This window comes from Amycolatopsis sp. NPDC031561, from assembly GCF_055580625.1.
Genome location: NZ_JBVILA010000022.1, coordinates 1 through 23,239, shown reverse-complemented (window position 1 = coordinate 23,239; position 23,239 = coordinate 1). Strand labels below are relative to the sequence as shown.

3 protein-coding genes are annotated in these 23,239 nt (G+C 72.2%); all 3 read left to right on the top strand.

Going from position 1 to position 23,239, the window contains the following annotated elements; genetic code table 11:
- Nucleotides 1-24: 24 nt before the first annotated feature.
- From ACZ5IK_RS33140 to ACZ5IK_RS33130, 3 genes are read left to right on the top strand one after another with little or no spacing between them, the layout of a single operon-like run.
- Nucleotides 25-13,356, top strand: coding sequence for a non-ribosomal peptide synthetase (locus tag ACZ5IK_RS33140; RefSeq protein ID WP_465491312.1), 13,332 nt, complete (start codon nt 25-27; stop codon nt 13,354-13,356).
- The gene (locus tag ACZ5IK_RS33135) at nt 13,353-22,079 is read left to right on the top strand and encodes an amino acid adenylation domain-containing protein (protein ID WP_465491311.1); all 8,727 of its coding nucleotides are present in this window, start codon (nt 13,353-13,355) and stop codon (nt 22,077-22,079) included. The genes ACZ5IK_RS33140 and ACZ5IK_RS33135 overlap by 4 nt, the downstream gene beginning before the upstream one ends.
- Nucleotides 22,080-22,134: 55 nt before the next feature.
- Nucleotides 22,135-23,109 carry an ABC transporter substrate-binding protein gene (locus tag ACZ5IK_RS33130; protein ID WP_465491310.1) on the top strand — a complete coding sequence of 325 codons (975 nt, stop codon included), beginning with the start codon at nt 22,135-22,137 and terminating at the stop codon, nt 23,107-23,109.
- Nucleotides 23,110-23,239 lie beyond the last annotated feature (130 nt).

Genomic DNA, 23,239 nt, shown 5'->3' with positions numbered 1-23,239 from the left:
GCTCGAAGCGAAATGGGGCAAAGCATGACGCACGGGGGACTCGAGGACGTTCTCCCGCTCACACCGCTGCAGGAAGGCTTGTTCTTCCTGTCCTCCCTGGACCGGGAGGAGCAGGACGTCTACACCGTCCAGCTGCGTTTCGAGCTGGGCGGGGCGGTGGACGCCGCCGCGCTGCGGGCGGCGGCGCAAGCCCTGCTGGACCGCCACGCGAACCTTCGCGTGGCCTTCACCGCGACCGGCGTGGAACGCCCGGTGCAACTGGTGCTGCGCCGCGTCGAGGTGCCCTTCACCGAGGTCGACGCGGCCGACAGCGCCGAAGCCGGCCGGATCGCCGAAGCCGACCGCGCGGCGCGGTTCGACCTCGAGACCCCGCCGCTGATCCGCTTCACTCTGGTGCACGTGGGCGAGGACGAGCACCACCTGCTGCTGACGCATCACCACCTGCTGATGGACGGCTGGTCGGGGCCGCTGCTGGGCCGCGACCTGTTCGCCCTCTACGCCGCCGCGGGCGATCCCACGGTGCTGCCGAGGGTGCGGCCTTACCGCGACTACCTGGCCTGGCTCAACGCCCAGGACAAGGCCGCCGCCCGCGCGGCCTGGCGAGCCGCGCTGTCCGATGTGGACGGTCCGACCCTGCTCGCGCCGAACACCTCGGGTTCCGTCGTACCGGAACAGCTCGACCACCTTCTGTCCACAGAGGACACCGAACGGCTGGTGGCGTTCGCCCGCGCGCGCGGGATCACGCTCAACACCCTCGTGCAGGCCGGATGGGGTCTCGTCCTCGGCCGGGCCACCGGCCGCGCGGACGTCGTCTTCGGCGTCACCGTGCACGGCCGTCCCGCCGACCTGCCGGGCGCGCACGAGATGGTGGGCCTGTTCATCAACACCGTGCCCGCCCGGATCACCGCGAACCCCGCCGAGAGCGCCCGCGCCTTCCTGAGTCGCGTGCAGTCCGAGCAGGCGGATCTCCTGGAGCACCAGCACCTCGGCCTGACCGAGATCCAGCAGCTCGCGGGCGGGCGGGATCTCTTCGACAGCCTGCTGGTGTTCGAGAGCTACCCGGTCGACGAAAAAGCGCTGGCCCGTGGCCAGCGGGAAGCCGGGCTGGACGTCCGGTCCGTCGCCACCACTGACGCCGCGCACTACCCGGTGACCCTCACCGTGGTCCCCGGCCCTCGGCTGACGCTCGGGCTCGCGCACCGTGCCGACGTCGTGCCCGCGGCCCGGGCCGAAGTGTTGCTGCGCGGCCTCGTGACCACCCTGCTGGGGTTCGCCGACGACGCCGACCGGCCCGTCGGCCGCCTGCCGCTGCTGCCCGCCGACGTCGTGGCGACCGTGGTGCGCGACTGGAACGACACCGGGCACGCCGTGCCCGCCGGGACGCTGCCCGAGCAGTTCGCGGAGCGGGTGCGCCGGACGCCGGACGCCCTCGCGGTCATCGCGGAGGACGCGCGCTGGACGTTCGCCGAGCTGGACCGCCTGGTCGCGCGGTACGCCGGGGCGCTCGCCTCGCACGGAGTGGCGCCGGGCGACCTGGTCGCCCTCGTCCTGCCGCGGTCGGCCGAGCTGATCGCGGCCGTGTACGCCGTCCACCGGCTCGGCGCCGCGTTCCTGGCGGTCGACCCGGGACTGCCCGGGCAGCGGATCCGGTTCCTCATCGAGGATTCCGGCGCCGCCGTGGTCGCGACTCCCGAACTCCTGGCCACCGAAGCCGAACCGGTCACCGCGCGGACCCCGGTCACCGGCGCGCATCCGGCGTACGTGCTCTACACCTCGGGCTCCACGGGGCGCCCCAAGGGTGTCGTTGTCTCTCATCGGGCGATCGCGAACCGCATGGCGTGGTTCCTCGGGACCGTCGAGCCCGGACCGGCGGACAGGCTGCTCTTCAAGGCGCCGGTGTCCTTCGACGTGTTCGTCGGCGAGATGAACTGGCCCGCCTGCTCCGGGCAGCCGGTGGTGATCGCCCGGCCCGACGGCCACCGCGATCCCGCCTACCTGGCCGAACTGGTCGCGCGCGAGAACGTCACCGTCCTCGAATTCGTGCCGTCGATGCTGAGCGCGTTCCTCGCCGAACCGGCCGCGGCCGGTGTCACGTCGCTGCGGGTGGTGATCGTCGGCGGTGAGGCGATCCAGATCGACCAGATGCTGCGCGTCCGCGAACTGCTGCCCGGCGCGAGCCTGGTCAACACCTACGGCCCGACCGAAACCGCGGTCGACCTGACGGTCTGGGACACCGCGGAGGAGGACGGCGGCCGTCCGGTCCCGATCGGCACGCCGACCTGGAACACCCGCGCCTACGTGCTCGATGCCGGTCTGCGCCCGGTGGCGCCCGGGGAACCGGGCGAGCTGTACTTGGCCGGGCCGCAGCTGGCGATCGGCTATCACGGCGCCCCCGCGCTCACCGCCCGGCGTTTCGTCGCCGACCCCTTCGGCGCGGCCGGTGACCGCATGTACCGCACCGGCGACCTCGCCGCGTGGAACACCGACGGGAGCCTCGCCTACCTCGGCCGCACCGACCAGCAGGTCAAGATCCGCGGCGTCCGGGTCGAACTGGGCGAGATCGAGCACGCGCTGTCGTTGCTGTCCGAAGTGGACAGTTCGGCGGTGATCGTCCGTTCCGGCGAACTCCTCGGTTACGTGACGCCGCGGACGGTCGACACCGCCGCCGTCCGCGCGGAACTGGTGCGCGCGGTGCCGTCGTACCTGGTGCCTTCGGCGATCGTCGCGCTGGACACCCTGCCTGTCACGGCGAACGGCAAGCTCGACCAGGCCGCGCTGCCCGAGCCGGGGCGCACCTCGACCGGCGTGCGGCGTGAGCCGAGGACCGCGGCCGAACAGCTGATCACCGAACGGTTCGCCGCCGTGCTCGGCCGCACCCGTGTCTTCACCGACGAGGACTTCTTCGCGCTGGGCGGGCATTCCCTGCTCGCGATCAAGCTCGTCGCCGGGCTCAAGTCGGCCCTGCGGATCGAACTGTCCCCGCGCACGGTGTTCGACAACCCGACCCCGGCCGCCCTCGCGGCGGCGCTGGCGGACGCCGCCGCGGCACGGCCGGCACTGGTGCCCGCGCCGCGGCCGGAGTTCCCGCCGCTCTCCGCGTCCCAGCGGCAGCTGTGGTTCCTGCACCGCGTGGACGGACCCAACGCCACCTACAACCTGCCGCTCGTGTGGCGGATCGGCGGACCGCTCGACGCCGGCGCGCTGCGGGCCGCGCTGGGCGATCTCGTCGCGCGGCACGAGATCCTGCGCACCGTCTATCCCGACCGCGACGGCGTGCCGTTCCAGCGGATCCTCGGCGAGGTCGCGATCGCCTGCCCGGTCACCGACGTCACCGAGGACGAACTGCCGGAGAAGGTCGCCGAGGCGATCGGGTACGCCTTCGACCTGGCCGAGGAACCGCCGATCCGGCCGTCCGTGCTGCGGCTCGGGCCGGACGACCACGTGCTCGTCCTGCTGCTGCACCACATCGCGGGCGACGAATGGTCTTCGCACCCGCTGCGCCGCGACCTGTTCGCCGCCTACGAGTCCCGGCTCGACGGTGTCGCCCCGCAGTGGGCGCCGCTGCCCGTGCAGTACGCGGACTTCGCGCTGTGGCAGGAAAAGAACCTGCCGTCCGCCGAGTTCTGGCTGAAGGAACTGGCCGGACTGCCCGAACTGCTGGAACTGCCCGCGGATCTGCCGCGGCCGCCGGTGGCCGGTCAGCACGGTGGCGCGGCCGAGTTCGAACTCCCCGCCGAGGTGACCGCGCGGCTGCGCGAACTGGCCGCCCAGACCGGCGTCACCCAGTTCATGCTCGCTCAGGCGGCCGTGGCCGCGTTGCTGCACCTGACCGGCGCCGGTGACGACATCCCGCTGGGGACGCAGGTCGCCGGCCGGTCGGACAGCGCGCTGGACGAGCTCGTCGGGTTCTTCACCAACACGATCGTGCTGCGGACCGGGGTCGGCGGACGGCCGACGTTCCGGGCCCTGCTCGACCGCGTACGCGAAACGGACCTGGCCGCGTTCGACCACCAGGACCTGCCGTTCGACCGCCTCGTCGACCAGCTGCACCCTCGGCGTTCGACGGCGCACCACCCGCTGTTCCAGGTGGGCGTGGCGTACCAGCACGCCGAGACCGAGGCCGAACAGCACGGGAAGCTGACCGTCGCACCGCATCTGTTCGCGATGCCGGTGGCCAAGTTCGATCTCGACTTCGAGTTCGTCGCCCTCGGGCAGGACCGCGTCCTGGGCGCCGTGCTGCACCGCACCGACCTGTTCACCCCGGCCGCCGCGCGGCGGCTCGCCGACGGGCTCGTCCGGTTGCTCACCGAGGTGGCCGCCGACCCGGACCGGCCGATCACGTCGGTTGAACTGCTGTCGACGCCGGAACGCGACAAGCTGCTCGAAAACGGCAGGGGAGCGGCCGCCCCCGGCGAACGCGGTATCGCCGGGCTGTTCGCCGACGCCGTGTCTCGGTACCCGGAAACGCTTGCGGTATCGGGAAACCTCGCCCTGACCTACCGGGAACTGGACACGCGGTCGACCGGACTCGCGGCGGCGCTGAGCGAGCTCGGCGCCGGACCCGGTGAGCGGGTGCTCGTCCAGCTGGAACGCGGGATCGACGCCGTCGTCGCGTTCCTGGCGGTGGCCAAGACCGGTGCCACCTACCTGCCGCTGGCCTACGACGCCCCCGCCGCCCGGCGCGACGAGATCGTCGCCGACGCCCGGCCGATCGCCGAGATCACCGCCGGTGGCGCGCGGGGGATCGGCCCGTCGAGCCCGGCCGCGTCCGCCGCGTACCTGATCTACACGTCCGGCTCGACCGGCCGCCCCAAGGGTGTCCTGGTCTCCGGCGCGGGCGTCGAAAGCCTCGTCCACACGGCGCTGAACACCTACGGGGCGGGGCCCGGCGCGCGGGTGCTGCAGTTCACCTCGCCCGCGTTCGACGTCTACCTCGAAGAACTGGCGATGTCCGTGCTGTCGGGGGGAACGCTGTACATCCCCGCCGAGGGAGAGCGGCTCGGCGCGGCGCTGGGCGAGTTCGCGCGGCGTCACGACCTGACGCATGTCGACTTGCCGCCCGCCGCGCTGGAGGCGCTGCCGCCCGGCTCGCTGCCCGCGACGACGACCGTGGTGGTCGGCTCCGACGAGGTCCCGGCGGAGCTGGTGGCGCGCTGGGCACCCGGACGCCGGTTGTTCAACGCCTACGGGCCCACCGAAACCACCGTGAACGCGACGGTGTGGAAGTGCCCGGAGCCCTTCGACGGCCATGTCCTCATCGGACGGCCGGACACCGGCCGGACCCTGTACGTCCTCGACGACAGGCTGCGCCCGGCACATCAGGGCGAGCTCTACGTCGGTGGGAACGCGGTCGCGTCCTGCTACTGGAACGCGCCGGGAGCGACGGCGGAGCGGTTCGTGGCGAACCCGTTCGACGGCGGCCGGATGTACCGCACCGGAGACCGGGTCCGCTGGACCGGAGACGGTGACCTGGAGTTCCTGGGCCGCGTCGACACCCAGCTGAAGATCCGGGGTTTCCGGATCGAACCGGCCGAGGTCGAGGCCGCGCTGACCGCTCTTCCCGAGGTCTCGCTGGCGGCCGTCGTCGCCCGCGCGGACGCCGGACCGCGGCGGCTCGTCGGCTACGTCGTCCCCGCCGGCGGAGAACTCGACGGCACCGAACTGCGCCGCCGCCTGGGCGCGGTGCTGCCCGAGTACCTCGTGCCCGCCGCGGTCGTGTCGCTGAGCAGCCTGCCGCTCACCGCGAGCGGCAAGATCGACCGGCGCGTACTGGCCACCGCGGACTGGGCCACCCCGCCGGAAACCGCGGGCCGCGCGGCGGAAACCGAGGCCGAACAGGCCGTCGCCGCCGCGTTCCGTGCCGTGCTCGGCCTCGGCGAGGTCGGCGCGGACGCGGGCTTCTTCGCCCTCGGCGGCGACAGCATCTCCTCCATCCAGGTCGTGTCCCGGCTCCGGAACGCGGGCTGGAAGATCACCGCCCGTCAGGTGTTCGAGCACCAGACGATCACCGACCTCGCCGCCGCGGCCGAACCGCTCGCCCCGGTCTCGGAACCGGTCCGGGTCGTCAGGTCCGGCGATACGCGCCCGCTCGCGCCGCTGCAGGAAGGGCTGCTCTACCTCGACCAGCTCGAACCCGGCGGCTACCTCGTGCAGCAGGTGTTCACCCTCACCGGATCGCTCGACCCGGCGCTGCTGCGCCGCTGCCTGCACGCGATGCTGGAGCGCTACCCGAACCTGCGGGCCGGGTTCACCTTCAGCGAGACCTCCCGGCCGGTGCAGTTCGTGCCGGAACGCGCCGAACTGCCGTGGCGCGAACGGGACCTGGACGAACCCGGTTTCGCGCGGCTGCTGGAAGAGGACCGGGCGACCGGCTTCGACCTGGCCGTCCCGCCGTTGATGCGGGCCACCTGCGTGCGTTTCGCCGACGGCACGCACCGTTTCGTGCTGACCCACCATCACATCCTGATGGACGGCTGGTCCGGTCCGCTGTTCGGCCGCGAGCTGTTCCTGCTCTACGCCGCGGGCGGGGACACCGCCGCATTGCCGCCCGCCGCGGACTACGCCCGGTACCTGGACTGGCTGGACCGCCAGGACCGGGACGCCACCGAACAGGCCTGGCGCGCCAATCTGTCCGATGTGGACGGACCGACACTGATCGGCCCGGCCGACGGGCCCGCCCGGGAGCTCGTCGTCGACCTCCCGGCGGGACTGGCGGAACTGGCCCGCGAACGAGGGCTCACGCTCAACACCGTCGTCCAGGTCCTCTGGGCGCTCACCCTGGCCGCCGAGACCGGCCGGTCCGACATCGTGTTCGGGACCACCGTGCACGGCAGGCCCGCCGATCTCGACGACGCCGAGCGGATGGTCGGGCTGTTCATCAACACCGTGCCGGTCCGGGTGCGGCTGCGCCCGGAGGAACCCGCGGCCGCGCTGCTGGCGCGGATCCAGGCCGAACAGGCGCGGCTGCTGGATCACCAGCACGCCGGGCTCGCCGACATCCAGCGCGCCGCCGGAACCGGCGAGCTGTTCGACACGCTGCTGGTGTTCGAGAGCTACCCGGTCGACGACGACGCGCTCGCCGATGCCGAACGCCGCTCCGGCCTGACCGTCGCGGAACTGGCCGAACAGGACGACACGCACTACCCGCTGACCGTGCTCGTGGCTCCGGGCGAAGTCCTTTCGCTGACCTTGCGCCACCGCAAGGACGTCACGCGGCTCGCGGCGCGGCTGCGGACGATCGCGGATTGGCTCGTCGAGGACGGTGACGGCCAGGCCGACTTCCTGACCGAAGCCGAACGCCGGGCGGTGCTGCACGACTGGAACGACACCGCGCACGACGTGCCGCGCACCACGCTGCCCGACCTGTTCGCCGCACAGGCCCTTCGCACGCCGCACGCGATCGCGGTGATCGAAGGCGACGAGGAATGGACCTACGCCCGGTTCTCCCGCCGGGTCCGTGAGCTGGCGGCTTCCTTGCAGGGGCAGGGTGTCCGCCCGGGCGACGTCGTGGCGGTTTCGCTGCCGCGGTCGGCGGATCTCGTCGCGGTGCTGCACGCGGTGCAGGCCTGTGGCGCGGCGTACGTCCCGGTCGACCCGGACCTGCCCGCCGAGCGGATCGGGTTCCTGCTCGAAGACGCGCGTCCCGCGATCACCGTCACGCCGGAATGGCTGTCCGAAGTGGACGGTTCCGGTGGTTTCACGCCGGTCGACGTCCTGCCGGACAGCACGGCCTACGTCCTCTACACCTCCGGCTCGACCGGGCGGCCGAAGGGCGTGGCGGTCGGGCACGCGGCGATCGTCAACCGGTTGCTCTGGATGGCGCGGGAGTACGGGTTCGGCCCGGACACCCGGACCCTGCAGAAGACCCCGGCGTCGTTCGACGTCTCCGTCTGGGAACTGTTCCTGCCGTCGATCACCGGCGGCACGCTGGTGGTCGCCGAGCCGGACGCGCACCGCGATCCGGTGCGGCTGGCGGACATCATCGGCTCCGCGAAGGTCGACACCGTCCACTTCGTCCCGTCGATGCTGGCGGCCTTCGTCGCCGAACCCGCCGCGGCCGGGCTGAGCCTGGGCACGGTCATCTGCAGCGGTGAGGCGCTGCCGCCGGAGCTGGCGCTGCGGGCCAGGGAAGTGCTCGGCGTGGCCGTGCACAACCTCTACGGCCCGACGGAAGCCGCCGTCGACGTCACGGCGTGGGACACCGCGGGCGAGGACGGCACCCGGCCGGTGCCGATCGGGCGTCCGGTGTGGAACACCAAGACCTACGTGCTCGACGCCGCGCTCCGGCCGGTCGCGCCCGGCGTGGCCGGCGAGCTCTATCTCGCCGGAACCCAGCTGGGGCACGGCTACCGGAACCGGCCGGGGCTCACCGCCGGGCGGTTCGTGGCCGATCCCTTCCACGGCGGCCGGATGTACCGCACCGGCGACCTCGCCCGGTGGAACGACGACGGCACGCTCACCTACCTCGGCCGCACCGACCAGCAGGTGAAACTGCGCGGCCAGCGCGTCGAACTCGGCGAGATCGAGCACGCGCTGAGCCGGATCGGCGGGGTCGAGACGGCGGCGGTCGCCGTCCACCGCGGTTCGGTGCTCACCGCGTACGTGACGGGTGACGTCGACGGGGAACGCGTCCTCGCGCGGCTGGCCGAGCAGTTGCCCGCCGCGATGGTGCCCGCGATCGTCACCGTGCTCGGCGAACTCCCGCTGACCCCCAGCGGCAAACTGGACCGCAAAGCCCTGCCCGAGCCGGATCTCGCCGCGCACGCCGGTGACGGGACGCCGGAAGGGCCGGTGGAGACGGCCATCGCCGCCGAGATCGCCGGGGTGCTGGGCCTGGACCGCGTCGGCGCGACCGCGGACTTCTTCCGGCTCGGCGGGGACAGCATCTCGTCCCTGCAGCTGATCGCGCGGCTGCGACGGGCGGGCTACCGGCTCAGCCCTCGCGAGATCTTCGAGCACCGGACGCCCGCCGCGCTGGCCGCGTTCGCGCGGCGGGAAGGCGATGTCGTCGTGGCCGGGACGCGCACCGGCGTCGTCCCGTTGCTGCCGGTGATGGAGTCCCTGCGCGACCTCGGGGGCGACACGCGGCGGTTCAGCCAGTCGATGCTGCTGACCACGCCACCGGAGCTGACCGAAGAGCGGCTCACCACGCTCCTGGACGGGATCCTCGCCGCGCACGACGCGTTGCGCGCCCGGCTCGAACCGGGCTGGGTGTACCGGATCCGGCCCGAGGGCAGCGTTTCCGGGGCCGACGTGCTCCGGCGCGCCACCGGTGACGTCCGTGCGGAGTTCGCCGCCGCGCTCGGGGAACTGGACCCGGAGGCCGGCGTCATGCTGCGCGCGGTGTGGTTCGAGCGGGAGAACCTTCTGCTGCTCGTGGCGCACCACCTCGTCGTGGACGGCGTCTCCTGGCGGATCCTCATGGACGACCTCGCCGAAGCGGGGCGGCCCTCCCCGGCCGAGACCTCGCTGCTCGACTGGGCCCGGTCCGTCCGCGAACTGGAGTGGGCCGGCCAGGCCGGACGCTGGGAGCACGTCCTCGCCGGAAACCGTTTCCTGGGCGGGGAAACCGTTCTCGACCCGGCGGTGCACACAGGCTCCACTGTGGACGGACACACCATGGAGGTCCCGGCCGAGCTCACCGAGAAGCTGCTGACCGCGGTCCCAGCCGCCGCGCACGCCGGCGTGCAGGACGTCCTGCTGACCGGGTTCGCGATGGCGGTCTCACGGTGGCGGGCGGCCCGCGGCCTGCCGGACGACGGCGGCCTCGTCATCGACCTCGAAGGCCACGGCCGCGACGAGCACCTGGTGCCCGGTGCCGACCTTTCCCGCACCGTCGGCTGGTTCACCAGCATCTACCCGGCGCGCATCGGCGGGGTGGACGGTGACTCCATCGCCTGGCTCAAGACCGTGAAGGAACAGCTGCGCACCCTGCCCGAGGCGATCAGCTTCGGCCTGCTGGCGCCGCCCGGCACCGGCGCGCGGACGGTCCTGTTCAACTACCTCGGCCGTCTCGACGGCCCGGCGGCGACCGGGCACTGGCGGCCCGCGCCGGAGTCCTCGCTGCTCGACGGCAGCGTCGATCAGACCACCCCGGTCAGCCATCCGCTGGAGATCAACGCGGTCGCGGTCCGGCACGAGGACGGGCTGCGCCTGCACGGCGAGTTCGCCTTCGTCCGCGACCTGTTCACCGCGGCCGAGATCGGCGAACTCGCCGAGGGCTGGCGGACGGCGCTGGCCGAACTGGCCGGGACGATCCGGGAGCCGTTCCGCACGCCGTCGGACTTCCCGCTGGTCACCCTCGAACAGTCCGATGTGGACGAACTCGCGGACGCCGCCGACGTCCTGCCGCTTTCGCCGCTGCAGGAAGGGATCGCGTTCCAGGCGTCGTTCGACACCGAGGACGAGGACGTCTATTCGGTCTGCCATTCCTTCGACCTGACCGGACCGGTCGATCCGGACCGCATGCGCGCCGCCGGGAACGCCTTGCTGGCCCGGCACGGCAACCTGCGGGCGGCGTTCCGTCAGCTGCGCTCGGGCGTCACCGTCCAGGTGGTGCCGGAGTCGGCGGAGCTGCCGTGGGAGGTCGTCGAAGGCGTCGACGCCGAGGCGTTCACGGCCGAGTTCGCCACGCGCGGGTTCGATCTCGCGGACGCGCCCTTGGTGCGGATGGCGCTGGTCCGCACCGGTCCGGACAGCCGCCGGTTGCTGCTGGCGCATCACCACGTCCTCGCCGACGGCTGGTCCGGCCCGCTGCTGGCCGAGGAGCTCTTCACGCTCTACGCGGGACGAGAGCTGCCGCCGGTCCGGCCGTACGCCGGGTACCTGAAGTGGCTGGCGGGCCGCGACGAGAACGCGGCCGCGCGGGCCTGGCGCACGGCCCTCGCGGACCTGGACGGCCCGACGTTGCTCGTGCCGCCGACCGAGGCACGCCACACCGTCCGGCCGGATCGCGCGAAGACCGATCTCGGCACCGCGCGCACGGCCGAGGTGACGGCGGTGGCCCGCGAGCTCGGCGTCACGGTCAGCACGCTGGTCAACACCGCCTGGGCGCTCGTGCTCGGGCAGCTGACCGGGCGGACCGACGTCGTCTTCGGCGTCACCGTGCACGGCCGCCCCGCCGACCTGCCCGGTGCCGAACGCATGATCGGCCTGTTCATCAACACCGTCCCGGTGCGGGTGCGGATCTCGCAGGCCGAGTCGTTCGCCGCGCTGGTGGGCCGGGTCGACGGCGAGCAGATCGCGCTGCTGGACCATCAGCACGCCGGCCTCACCCGCATCCAGCGCTGGGCGGGCACCGGAGAACTGTTCGACACCCTCGTGGTGTTCGAGAGCTACCCGGTCGACGACGCGAGCCTGGCGGGCGCCGAGGAATCCGCCGGTCTCACGGTGGACGCCGTCGCCGGGACCGACGCGACGCACTACCCGCTCGCGCTGATCGTCGAGCCGGGGGAGGACCTGACGCTCGGGCTGGACCACCGTCCCGGCGTGGTCGACGCCGACGCGGTGCTCGCGCGGCTGACCGGCGTGCTCGACGCCATCACGGCTGATCCTTCGGTTCTGGTGGGGCGAATCCCCCTCGCCACCCGGGAGGAGCCGCAGGGTGACCTGGTCGAGGTCGGGACCGCGACCCTTCCGGAGCTGTTCGCCGCCCAGGTCGCCGCCACGCCGGACGCCGTCGCCATTACCGCGGACGGGCGGTCGCTGACCTACGCCGAGTTCGACGACCTCGTCGCACGGATCGCCGCGAAGCTCGACGTGGCACCGGGCGAACTCGTCGCGGTGAGCCTGCCCCGGTCGATCGAGCTGGTCGCGGTGCTGCACGCGGTCCACCGCCGCGGTGCCGCGTACGTGCCGATCGACCCGGGCTATCCGCAGGCGCGCAAGGAATACCTCGCCGGGGATTCGGCGCCATCGGTGCTCGTCACGCCGGAGAGCCTGCCGGATCTGCTGGCCGGGGAGACTCGTCAGCCGCTCGTGCCGGTCCCGGACACCGCGCCCGCGTACGTGATCTACACGTCGGGTTCGACCGGCCGTCCCAAGGGTGTGGTCGTGGACCACCGGGCGATCGTGAACCGCTTGCGCTGGATGGCCGCGGAATACGGCTTCGGGCCGGAAACCCGCACCCTGCAGAAGACGCCGATCTCGTTCGACGTCTCCGTGTGGGAGCTGTTCCTGCCGATGCTCACCGGCGGCACGCTCGTCGTGGCACCGCCGGAAGCGCACCAGGACCCGGTGCTGCTGGCCGGGGTCATCCGGGCGGAACGGGTCGACACCGTCCACTTCGTCCCGTCGATGCTCCGGCCGTTCCTGGCCGAACCCGCCGCGGCGGGCCTTCCGCTGCGGCGCGTCGTGTGCAGTGGCGAGGCACTGCCGGGCGAACTCGTCGCCGCGGCACGCGAGGTGTTGCCCGAGGCGGGTCTGCACAACCTGTACGGGCCCACCGAAGCGGCCGTGGACGTCACCTTCCACGACACGGCGGCGGACGACCCGGCTCGGCCGGTACCGCTCGGGCGCCCGGTGTGGAACACCGGGGCGCACGTCCTCGACGCCGCGCTGCGGCCGGTGCCGCGCGGCTGCGCCGGCGAGCTGTACCTGTCGGGAGTCCAGCTGGCGCAAGGTTATCTACGGCGCCCCGGGCTGACGGCGACCCGGTTCGTCGCCGGACCGGACGGGTCCCGGCTCTACCGCACGGGCGACCTCGCCCGCCGTCGCGAGGACGGCGTTCTCGAGTACCTCGGCCGCGGCGACGACCAGGTGAAGATCCGCGGGGTGCGGATCGAGCTCGGCGAGGTCTCGGCCGCCCTTTCGGCGCTGCCGGGGGTCACCGGGGCCGAGGTGATCGCCGGGGCAGCCGGATTGGTCGGGTACCTGACCGGCGACGCGCGATCCGCGGACGCCCTGCGGACCGCGTTGCGCGAGAGCCTGCCGGAGCAGCTCGTGCCGGGCGCTTTCGTCTGGCTCGACGCGTTCCCGGTGACACCCAACGGAAAGCTCGATCGCGCCGCGCTGCCCGAACCCGACCGCCAGGCCGAGACCGGAGCCGCGGAGCCCCGGAACGAGACCGAACGGGTCCTCGCCGTCTGCATGGCCGACGTGCTGGACCTCGGCCGGGTCGGCGTGTTCGACGACTTCTTCGCGCTCGGCGGCGACAGTATCCGATCGCTCAACCTCGTCGGCCGGGCCAGGACCGAGGGACTGAAGATCACCCCCCGCCAGGTGTTCGAGCTGCGCTCCGTGGCCGCGCTGGCGGAGGTCACCCAGGCGGCGGAGGAACAGCCGCTCGAAGAACGACCGCTGATCGAACTGGACGACGACGAATTCGCCGAGTTCTCCGGTGATTGGAGTGTTTCGTGAGTACCGCCCGTGGTGTCCAGGACGTGCTGCCGCTGTCCCCGTTGCAGGAAGGCCTGCTCTTCCTGTCCACATGGGACAGTGCGGCGACCGACGTCTACACCATCCAGCAGGTGTTCGACCTGCACGGTGACCTCGATCCCGAGCGGATGCGCGCGGCGGCGGAGACGGTGCTCACCCGGCATCCCAACCTGCGCGCCGCCTTCCGGCCGCGCAAGAGCGGCGAGACCGTACAGCTGATCCCGGAAGCGGTGACGGTGCCGTGGCAGGTGGACGAGGTCGGCGAGGCCGAAGTCCCCGCGCTGCTCGACGCCGACCGGGCGCGGCGGTTCGACCTGACTTCGCCGCCGCTGATCCGGTTCCGGCTGCTGAAGCTGGCGCCCGCGCACCACAAACTCGTCGTCACCGCGCACCATCTGCTGCTCGACGGCTGGTCCGGGCCGCTGCTGGGCGAGGAGCTGTTCACCGCCTACGGCCGAGGGGAACTCCCGCCCGCGCCGAAATACCGCGACTACCTGGCCTGGCTCGGACGCCAGGACCGGGAGACCGCGCGTGCGGCCTGGCGCGGGTCGCTGGCCGGGCTCGCGGAGCCGACGCTGCTCGCCCCGGGCGGCTCGCCGTCGGCGGAGTTCCCGAGCGAGCTGGAAGTCCGTCTCTCCACTGTGGACACCGAACGACTGACGTCGTGGGCGCGCGAGCACCGGGTCACCCTCAACACCGTCGTGCAGGCGGCCTGGGCGATCGCGCTGGGCAAGCTCACCGGCCGCCGCGACGTCGTCTTCGGCACGACCGTGTCGGGCAGACCCGCCGAACTACCCGGGGTCGACCGGATGATCGGCCTGTTCATCAACACGCTCCCGGTCCGGGTCCGGCTGGACCCGGGGGAGACGCTCACCGGACTGGTCACCCGCGTGCAGGCCGAACAGGCCGCGCTGCTGGACCACCAGTACCTCGGGCTCGCCGAGATCCAGAAGGAGGCCGGGCACGGGGAACTGTTCGACACCCTCACGGTGTTCCAGAGCGCGCCCGCCGACGCCGACGCGCTCCGCCGCGCGGACGACGCGGCCGGTCTCGCCGTGTCGCCGGAGGAGACCCGCAGTGTCACGCACTATCCGCTGACCGCCGTGGCCGCGCCGGGCGACGAGTTCGTGATCGCCCTGGTGTACCGGGAAGACCTGCTCGAACCCGGTTTCGTCCGGCGGGTCGCCGCCGTGCTGACCGACCTGCTGACGGCGCTGCCCACCGAGCCGGACCGCCGCGCCGGAGCGGTCGACCTCGGCACCGCCGACGAGCGGGAACTGGTACTGCGCAAGTGGAACAGCGCCACCCTGCCCCGCGCGGGCGAGTCGCTGACCGAACTCTTCGTCCAGCAGGTGCGCGCCCGGCCGGAAGCGGTCGCGGTCGAGGACGGCGGGGTCGCGGTCACCTACGGCGAACTGCACGAGCGGGCTTCACGCCTGGCCGGGGTTCTCGCCGCCCGTGGCGCCGGGCCGGAGCGCATCGTCGGTGTCGCGATCAAACGCGGTCTGGGGTTCCTCACCGCCATGCTCGGCGTGCAGCTCGCGGGCTCCGCGTACTTGCCGCTGGATCCGGAGTACCCGCCCGACCGGATCGCCTACATGCTGTCCGACGCGCGTCCGGCGTTGCTGGTCGCCGACTCCGGCACCGCGGGGAAGGTACGCGAGCACGGCGTCCCGGTCGTCGTCCTGGACGACGCCCTGCTCGAACCGCCCGCGGAGCTGCCCCCGCCGCATCCCGACAGCGCCGCGTACCTGATCTACACCTCCGGTTCCACCGGGCGGCCCAAGGGCGTGCTCGTGCCGCACCGCGGCGTCCCCGACCTGGTGGCGATGTTCGCCGAGTCGGTCCGAAGCGGACCGGGCAGCCGGGTGCTGCTGTTCGCGTCGCCGAGTTTCGACGTCTCGCTGGCGGAGCTGTCCACCCAGCTGCTCGTCGGCGCGACCGCGGTGGTCGTACCGGAGGAGAGCCGCCTCGGGGAGCCGCTGGCGGAATTCGTCGCCACGCAAGGGCTGACGCATATGTTCGTGCCGCCGTCGGCGCTCACGACTCTCGCCGGGAGCGACCTGCCCGAGGGCGTCACGCTCATCGCGGGCACCGACGCGCTCACCCCGGAGCTGGTGGCGCGCTGGAGCCGCGGCCGCCGCATGTTCAATGCCTACGGCCCGACCGAATGCACGGTGAACTCCACGCTGTGGCGGTGCCGCGCGGATCGCCGCGTGGTCATCGGCCCGCCGGACCCGAACAAACAGGCGTACGTGCTCGACGCCGACCTGCGGCCGGTCCCGCCCGGGTTCGCCGGCGAGCTGTACGTCGCCGGAGGACTCGCTCGCGGTTACTTCGGTCTGCCCGGACTGACCTCGACGAGGTTCGTGGCCAACCCGTTCTGCGCGCCCGGGGACCGGATGTACCGCACCGGTGACCTGGTCCGCTGGACCGCGGACGGCGAGCTGGACTTCCTCGGCCGCGTCGACCACCAGGTGAAGATCCGCGGTTTCCGGGTCGAGCTGGGCGAGGTCGAGACGGCGCTGTGCGACCGGCCCGGGGTGGCCGAGGCGGTCGCGGTGATCCGCGAGGACCAGCCCGGCGTCAAACGCATGATCGCTTACGTGACGCCGGAACCCGGTGCCGAGCCGGTGCCGGGTGACCTGCGGGCCGCGCTGTCCGCGCGGATGCCGGACTACTCGGTGCCCTCGGTCGTCGTGGTCCTCGACGGCCTGCCGCTGACCGTGAACGCGAAGGTCGACAGAGGCGCGTTGGCCGGGGCGCCCGAGTTCGCCCCGGACCTGAGCGGGCTGACCGGCGGCGCCGCGCCGACCACGCCCGAGGAAAAGGCCCTCGCCGACGCTTTCGCGGCCGTGCTCGGCATCCCGTCGATCTCGGTGACCGACGACTTCTTCGGCTTCGGCGGGGACAGCATCCTGTCTCTGCAGGTGGTCAGCCGCGCCCGGCAGGCCGGACTGCGGATCACCCCGCGTCAGGTGTTCGAGGCACGCACCGTGGCCGCTTTGGCCGAACTGGCCGAGCCGCTGGTCTCCGGTGGCGGCGCGGCCACGGTTCCCGCCGTCGGTGTCGTCGCGCAGACTCCGATGATCGCGGCCTTGCTGGAACGGGGTGGCGTGCCGCGCCGGTTCAGCCAGTCCGCCGTGGTCCGCACGCCGCGCGGGCTCACCGAGGCCGCGCTGCACAAGGTGATCCAGGCGATCCTGGACCGGCACGACGCGCTGCGGGCGGTCCTCGGCACCACGTTGCGGATCCCGCCGCCGGGCGCGGTGACGGCGTCCGATGTCGTGCGCCGCGTGCCGGGCGATCTGGACCGGGATCTCTTGCACCGCGAAGCTCGCGAGGCCGAGGCCGCACTGGACCCGGCGTCCGGCGCGATGGTCCGCGCGGTCTGGTTCGACGCCGGTGACGCGCCCGGACGGCTGCTGCTCGTGATCCACCACGTCGTCGTCGACGGCGTGTCCTGGCGGGTGCTCTTCGACGACCTCGCCGCCGCGGGCGAGGGCAAGGAACTCCCCGCCGTGCCGGTGTCCTTGCGCGCGTGGGCGGCCGGCCTGGCGCCGCGGATCGCCCGGCATCGCAAGGAACTCCCGTACTGGCACGAAGTCCTGGGTGAGCCGGGCCCTGCCGTCACGGGCACCGTCGGCGGCACCCGCGAGATCCAGGTCTCGCTCCCGCCGGAGACCACGGCGACCCTGCTGGCGGGCGTCCCGAAGTCGTTCCGGTCGGGGATGCAGGACGCGCTGCTCGGCACGCTGGTCACCGCGATCACGCGGGTGCGGGGCACCCGTTCGGTCCTCGTGGAGACCGAAGGACACGGCCGCGACGACGAACTCGATCTCTCGCGGACGGTCGGCTGGTTCACCACCGTGGCGCCGATGCGGATCACCGCGGACCCCGATCCGGTCCGGCAGCTCAAACACGCCAAGGACACCCGGCTCCGGCTGCCCGAAGGCGGCGCGGGCTACCCGCTGCTGCGCCACCTCACCGGAGAACTCGCCGGACGCGGACGGCCGGAGGTGCTGTTCAACTACCTCGGCCGCTTCGACGTCGAGACCCCCGGCGAAGAAGCCGACTGGCGTCCGGGCCCGGAACACGCCGGTCTCGGCGGCGACCTCGACCCGGCGATGCCCGCCGCGCATCCGCTGGAGGTCAACTGTTCCGTGACGCCGGACGGGCTCTCCGCGAGCCTGGCCTACCTGCCGGACGCACTGTCCGAAAAGGACGCCGAGGCGATCGGCGCGGAATGGATGGCCGCCGCGGCCGACCTCGCCGCCCGGCTGACCGCGGACGGGATCGGAGGGTTCTCCTCGGCCGACTTCCCGTTGCTGGACCTCACTTTGGACGAGGTCGACGAGCTCGGCGCCCCCGCCGACGTCTGGCCGCTTTCGCCGTTGCAGGAAGGCATGCTCTTCCTCGCCTCGTTCGACGAAGACAGCCTCGACGTCTACGTCACCCAGCAGATGCTGGACCTCGGCAACGTCGAGCCGGCGCGGCTGCGGTCCGCGGCGGGCCGCCTGCTGGAGCGGCATCCGAACCTGGGCGCCGGTTTCCGCTATCTCGGCTCCGGGCGCGCGGTGCAGATCGTGCCGGGGGAGACGACCCTCGACTGGCGTGACCTCCCCGGCGAGGACATCGAGGCGGTCACGGCCGCCGAGCGGTTGCGCCCGTTCGACCTCGCCGAGCCGCCGTTGATCCGGTTCACCCTGTTCGACCTCGGGGACGGCCGCCACCGGCTGCTGATCACCAGCCACCACATCGTGCTGGACGGCTGGTCGGCGCCGCTGCTGGGCCAGGAACTCCTGGAGCTCTACCGCACCGGGTCGCCGCCGAAGGCCCGTCCGTACCGGGACTACCTGGAATGGCTGGGCCGCCAGGATCGCGAGGGCGGGCGCCGGGCCTGGAAGGACGCGCTCGCCGGGCTCGAAGGCGCGTCGCTGATCGCGCCGCCGGGGATCGGCCGAGGGCAGGATCTGCCCGACAAGCTCACCGTCGGGCTCACCGAAGAACAGACACAGCGGCTGACCGGCTGGGTCCGACGGCACGGGGTCACGCTGAACTCCGTCCTGCAGACCACGTGGTCGCTGCTGCTGGGCGGGCTGACCGGACGGCGTGACGTGGTGTTCGGCGCGACGGTGTCCGGGCGGCCCGCCGACCTGCCCGACGCGGACCGGATGATCGGCCTGTTCATCAACACCCTGCCGGTCCGTGTCCGCAGCGACGCCTCGGAAACCCTGGGAGCGCTGCTTTCCCGGGTGCAGGCCGAGCAGGCCGCGCTGCTGGACCACCATTACCTGAGCCTCGCCGAGATCCAGCGCCAGGCCGGTTCCGGTGAACTGTTCGACACGCTGCTGATCTTCCAGAGCTATCCGGTCGACGCCGAAGCACTGGCCGAGAGCGAGCGCCAGGCGGGCGTGCAGGTGACCGGGGTCGAAGGCGAGGACGCCACGCACTATCCGCTCACCGTCGTCGCCGCGCCGGGACCGAAGCTGGAGCTGATCCTCGAGTACCGCACCGACGTGTTCACCGCCGGCCGGGTCCGCGAGCTGGGGCAGTCCTTTGTGGACCTGCTGGCCGGTGTTCCGGACCGGCAGGACGTCCCGGTCGGACGGCTGGAGCTGGTGCCGCCCGCGCAGCGCGAGCTCGTGCTGCGCGAGTGGAACGAGACGGCGCTGACCGTGCCCGAGTCCACCGTGGTCGCCGCGTTCGAGGAGCAGGTCCGCCGGGGACCGGACGCGATCGCGGTGGCCTGCGAGGACCGGACGCTGACCTACGCCGAGCTGGACGCCCACGCGAACCGTCTCGCCCGTGCGCTGATCGCCCGGGGTGCGGGACCGGAGGGTGTCGTCGCGATCCGGCTGCGGCGATCGGAGCTGTTCTTCGTGGCCATGCTGGCGGTGCTCAAATCCGGTGCCGCGTATCTGCCGATCGATCCCGCGCAGCCTGAGGACCGGACGGCCGGGATCCTCGACGACGCGAAGCCGTCGCTCGTGCTGTCCGAGGACGAGTGGCCCGACGACGGCGCGTTCTCCGCCGGACCGGTCACCGACGCCGACCGTTCCGGTGTCCTGCTGCCGCGGCATCCGGTGCACCTGATCTACACGTCGGGCTCGACCGGGCGGCCCAAGGGCGTCCTGGTCCCGCACCGGAACGTGGTGAACCTGTTCCACAGCCACGATCGCGACGTGCTCGGGCCCGCGATCGAGCGGACCGGCCGGGAGCGGCTGCGGATCGGCCACAACTGGTCCTTCGCCTTCGACGCGTCCTGGCAGCCCACGCTGGGCCTGCTCGGCGGGCACGAACTGCACGTCGTCACCGACGACGTCCGGCTCGACGCGGAGGATCTCGCGCGGTTCCTGATCGACCGGCGGATCGACTTCGTCGAGGTCACCCCCTCGCATTTCGTCCAGCTCGCGGCCGCGGGGCTGGTGCGCGACGGGAAGTCGCCGCTGGCCGTGGTGGGCGTCGGCGGCGAGGCAGTCCCGCCGGGGCTGTGGACCGAACTGCGGAACCTCGACGGGACCGAGAGCTACAACTTCTACGGGCCGACCGAATGCACCGTCGACACGGTGATCGCGCGACTGCGGGACAGCGACGGTCCGGTGATCGGCCGGGCGGTCGCGAACACGCGGATCCGGGTGCTCGACGACGCCCTCATGCCGGTCGCGCCCGGCGTCGTCGGAGAGCTCTACCTCAGTGGCGCCCAGCTCGCGCGCGGCTACCTCGGCGCATCGGCGCTGACCGCGAGCCGGTTCGTGGCCGATCCGTTCGGTGGTCCCGGAGAGCGCATGTACCGCACGGGCGACCTCGCCCGCTGGACCGACGAGGGCCGCGTCGAGTTCCGCGGCCGGGCCGACGACCAGGTCAAGGTCCGCGGGCACCGGGTCGAGCCGGGCGAGATCGAGGCCAGGCTGGCGGCGCATCCGGCGGTGTCCGACGCGGTGGTCGTCGTCCGGGGCGACCGGCTCGTCGGCTACGCGATCGCCGACGAGTCCACTGTGGATGGTGTGGCGCTGCGCGCCTCGGTGGCGGAGGCACTACCGGACTTCATGGTCCCGGCGGCGGTCGTGCTGCTCGGGGAACTGCCGATGACGCCGAACGGGAAGGTCGACCGGGCCGTGCTCGCCACCGCGGAGTGGGCGGCGCCGGATCTGAGCGCGCTCAGCGGCGGGACCGCCCCGCGTAATCCACGCGAAAGGCAGCTGGCCGAGATCGTCGCCGAAGTGCTCGGGCTGCCCGAAGTCGGGGTGGAGGACGACTTCTTCACCCTCGGCGGCGACAGCATCCTGTCCATGCGCGTGGTCGGGCGGGCGCGGGCCGCCGGGCTGCGGATCACCCCGCGCGCGGTCTTCGAACAGCGGACCGTCGCCGCGCTCGCCCTGATCGCGACCGGCGACACCGGCGAAAGCCGTCCCGCGGTCCCCGCCGTCGGGGAGTTCCCGGCGACGCCGATCATGCTGGCGCAACGGGAACGCGGCGGCCCGATCGGCAGGCTCAGCCAATACGCGGTTCTGCGTGTCCCGGCCGGTGTCGGTCTTTCCCGCCTCACCGAAGTCCTGAGCTCGGTGCTGGACCGGCACGACGTCCTCCGCGCCCGGCTGGCCGAAGACTGGACCGTCCACGTGCGGGACTCGGCCGACACAGCCTCCCTGCTGCGCCGCGTCGACCTGACCGGCCGGTCCGTCGACGATCTCTTCACCACGGAGTTCCCGGAATTCGAACGGACCGTGCGGGAACTGGACCCGTTCACCGGCGACGTCCTGCGCGCCGTGTGGTTCGACGCGGGGGAGGAGCGGCCGGGCAGGCTGCTGCTGATGGTGCACCACCTGGTGGTCGACGCGGTGTCGTGGCAGCCGTTGTTCGAGGACATCGCGGTACTCGGCCGCGCGCCGGGCGAAGCACTGCCGCCGGTCGACGTGTCGTTCCGGGAATGGGCCCTGCGCCTGAACGAGGCCGACCGCCGCGCCGAACTGCCGTACTGGCTGTCCGTTGTGGACGGTGCCGACATCCGGCCCGCCGGGCGGTCGCTCCGCTCATCGGACACGATCTCGCGCGGGCGCAACGAAACTTTGACGCTGCCGGAGAAGACGACCAGCGCGCTGCTGGGCCCTGTCCCCACCGCGCTCGGCTGCGGGGTGCAGGACCTGCTACTGGCCGCACTCGCGGCGGCCATCGCCGAGCACCGTGGCGGGAAAGCGCTGCTGGTCGACCTGGAGAGCCACGGCCGGGCGGAAGGAGTGCTCGGTGACGCGGATCTTTCGCGCACGGTCGGCTGGTTCACGTCGCTGCATCCGGTCCGCGTCGCGGTTTCCGGCGACCTCGCCATGACCGCGCGTCAACTGCGTGAAGACCGGGAAGCGTTGCCGGACAACGGGATCGGCTACGGCCTCCTGCGCTACCGGGACGGTGAGGACCTGGACGGCGCCGAGGTGCTGTTCAACTACGTGGGCCAGGTCGACGCGGGTGGCGCGCGCGACGAGGACTGGCTGCTCGCCGCGGGGGAGAACGTCATCGGGGGTGACGTGGATCCCGAGGCGCCCGCCACGCACGCGCTGTCGATCAACGCGTCGGTCGAACGCGGCGTGCTCACCGCGCACTGGTCGTATCTGCCCGAGGTCCTTCCGGCCGAAGACCTCACCCGGATAGCCGAAGGCTGGATGACAAATCTTGACCGGCTGGTGACCTTTCGGGGCCGCGAAGCGTGATTAGGATAGCCTGCCCTAATCGGGCTAATGTTCGCTTGACAGAGAGGTAGGCGTCGTGAGGACGCAGTTCCAGAAGTGGCGTACGACGGTCGCCGTGGTTTCGGCGGCCGCACTGGCTCTGGGCATCGCCGCCTGCGGCTCGACCGACGACAGCGCCGGCAGCGCCGCCGCGACCAGGCCGTTCGACACCCCGAGCGGTCAGGTGCAGATCCCGGTCCAGCCGAAGTCGGTGGTCGCGCTCGACCAGTACACCTACTTCGGGCTACTGGACGTCGGGGTGCACCCCAAGGCCACGGCGTCCGGCTACACCGACAGTTTCGCGGTGTTCCCGGCCTACGCCGACGAGTACGCCAAGGCGCCCAAGGTCGGTGGCTCGATGGAGATCGACATCGAGCAGGTCGGCGCGCAGGGACCGGATCTGATCCTCGGCAACAAGTTCCTCTCCCTGGAGAAGCACAAGATCGAGGACTACCAGAAGCTCGCGCCGACGGCGATCCTCGGCGGCGCCGCGGGCGAACCCGGTGTCGCGTGGCCGCAGTGGGTCATCCAGGCCGCCGACGCGGTCGGCAAGAAGCCCGAGGCCGAAGCGCTCAAGAAGCAGTACGAGGACCGCGCGGCCCAGATCCGCTCGACCTACGCGGACAAGCTGTCCAAGGTCAAGTTCGCGCTGATCAACGGCGGCGGCGGCAAGTGGTACCTGAACCTGGACGAGTCCTGGGGCGGCACGATCCTCAAGGACCTCGGCGTCCAGTTCGCGCGGGCCGGCATCACCGACCCGAAGGAGAACACCCCGGAGTTCTCGACCGAGAACCTGGACAAGCTCAACGAAGCCGACGTGATCCTGTACCAGGCCGACTACCAGGGCAAGGCGGGCGCGGACACCCAGCAGATCATCGATCTGCCCGCGTACCAGGGTTTGCGCGCGGTCAAGGCGGGCAAGTCCCTGCCGACCGGCAACTTCTACGCGCTCCACTACAAGGCCGCGATGTCGTTCCAGGACGAGATCGAGAAGATCCTCAAGGAGTTCTGAGCCGCTCGGGTCTCGTGAGTGGTAAGGACGGTTAGAACCGTCTGTCTGAGTTCAGGACATGTCGGACAGTTGGTGTTTCAGGACCTCACGGACACTGACCGGCCTGTCGGTGTGGTGACCAGGGCTTGTG

Bases quoted from the DNA above. Each gene is read 5' to 3' on its own strand.
- ACZ5IK_RS33140 (WP_465491312.1), top strand. From the start codon at position 25: ATGACGCACGGGGGACTCGAGGACGTTCTCCCGCTCACACCGCTGCAG.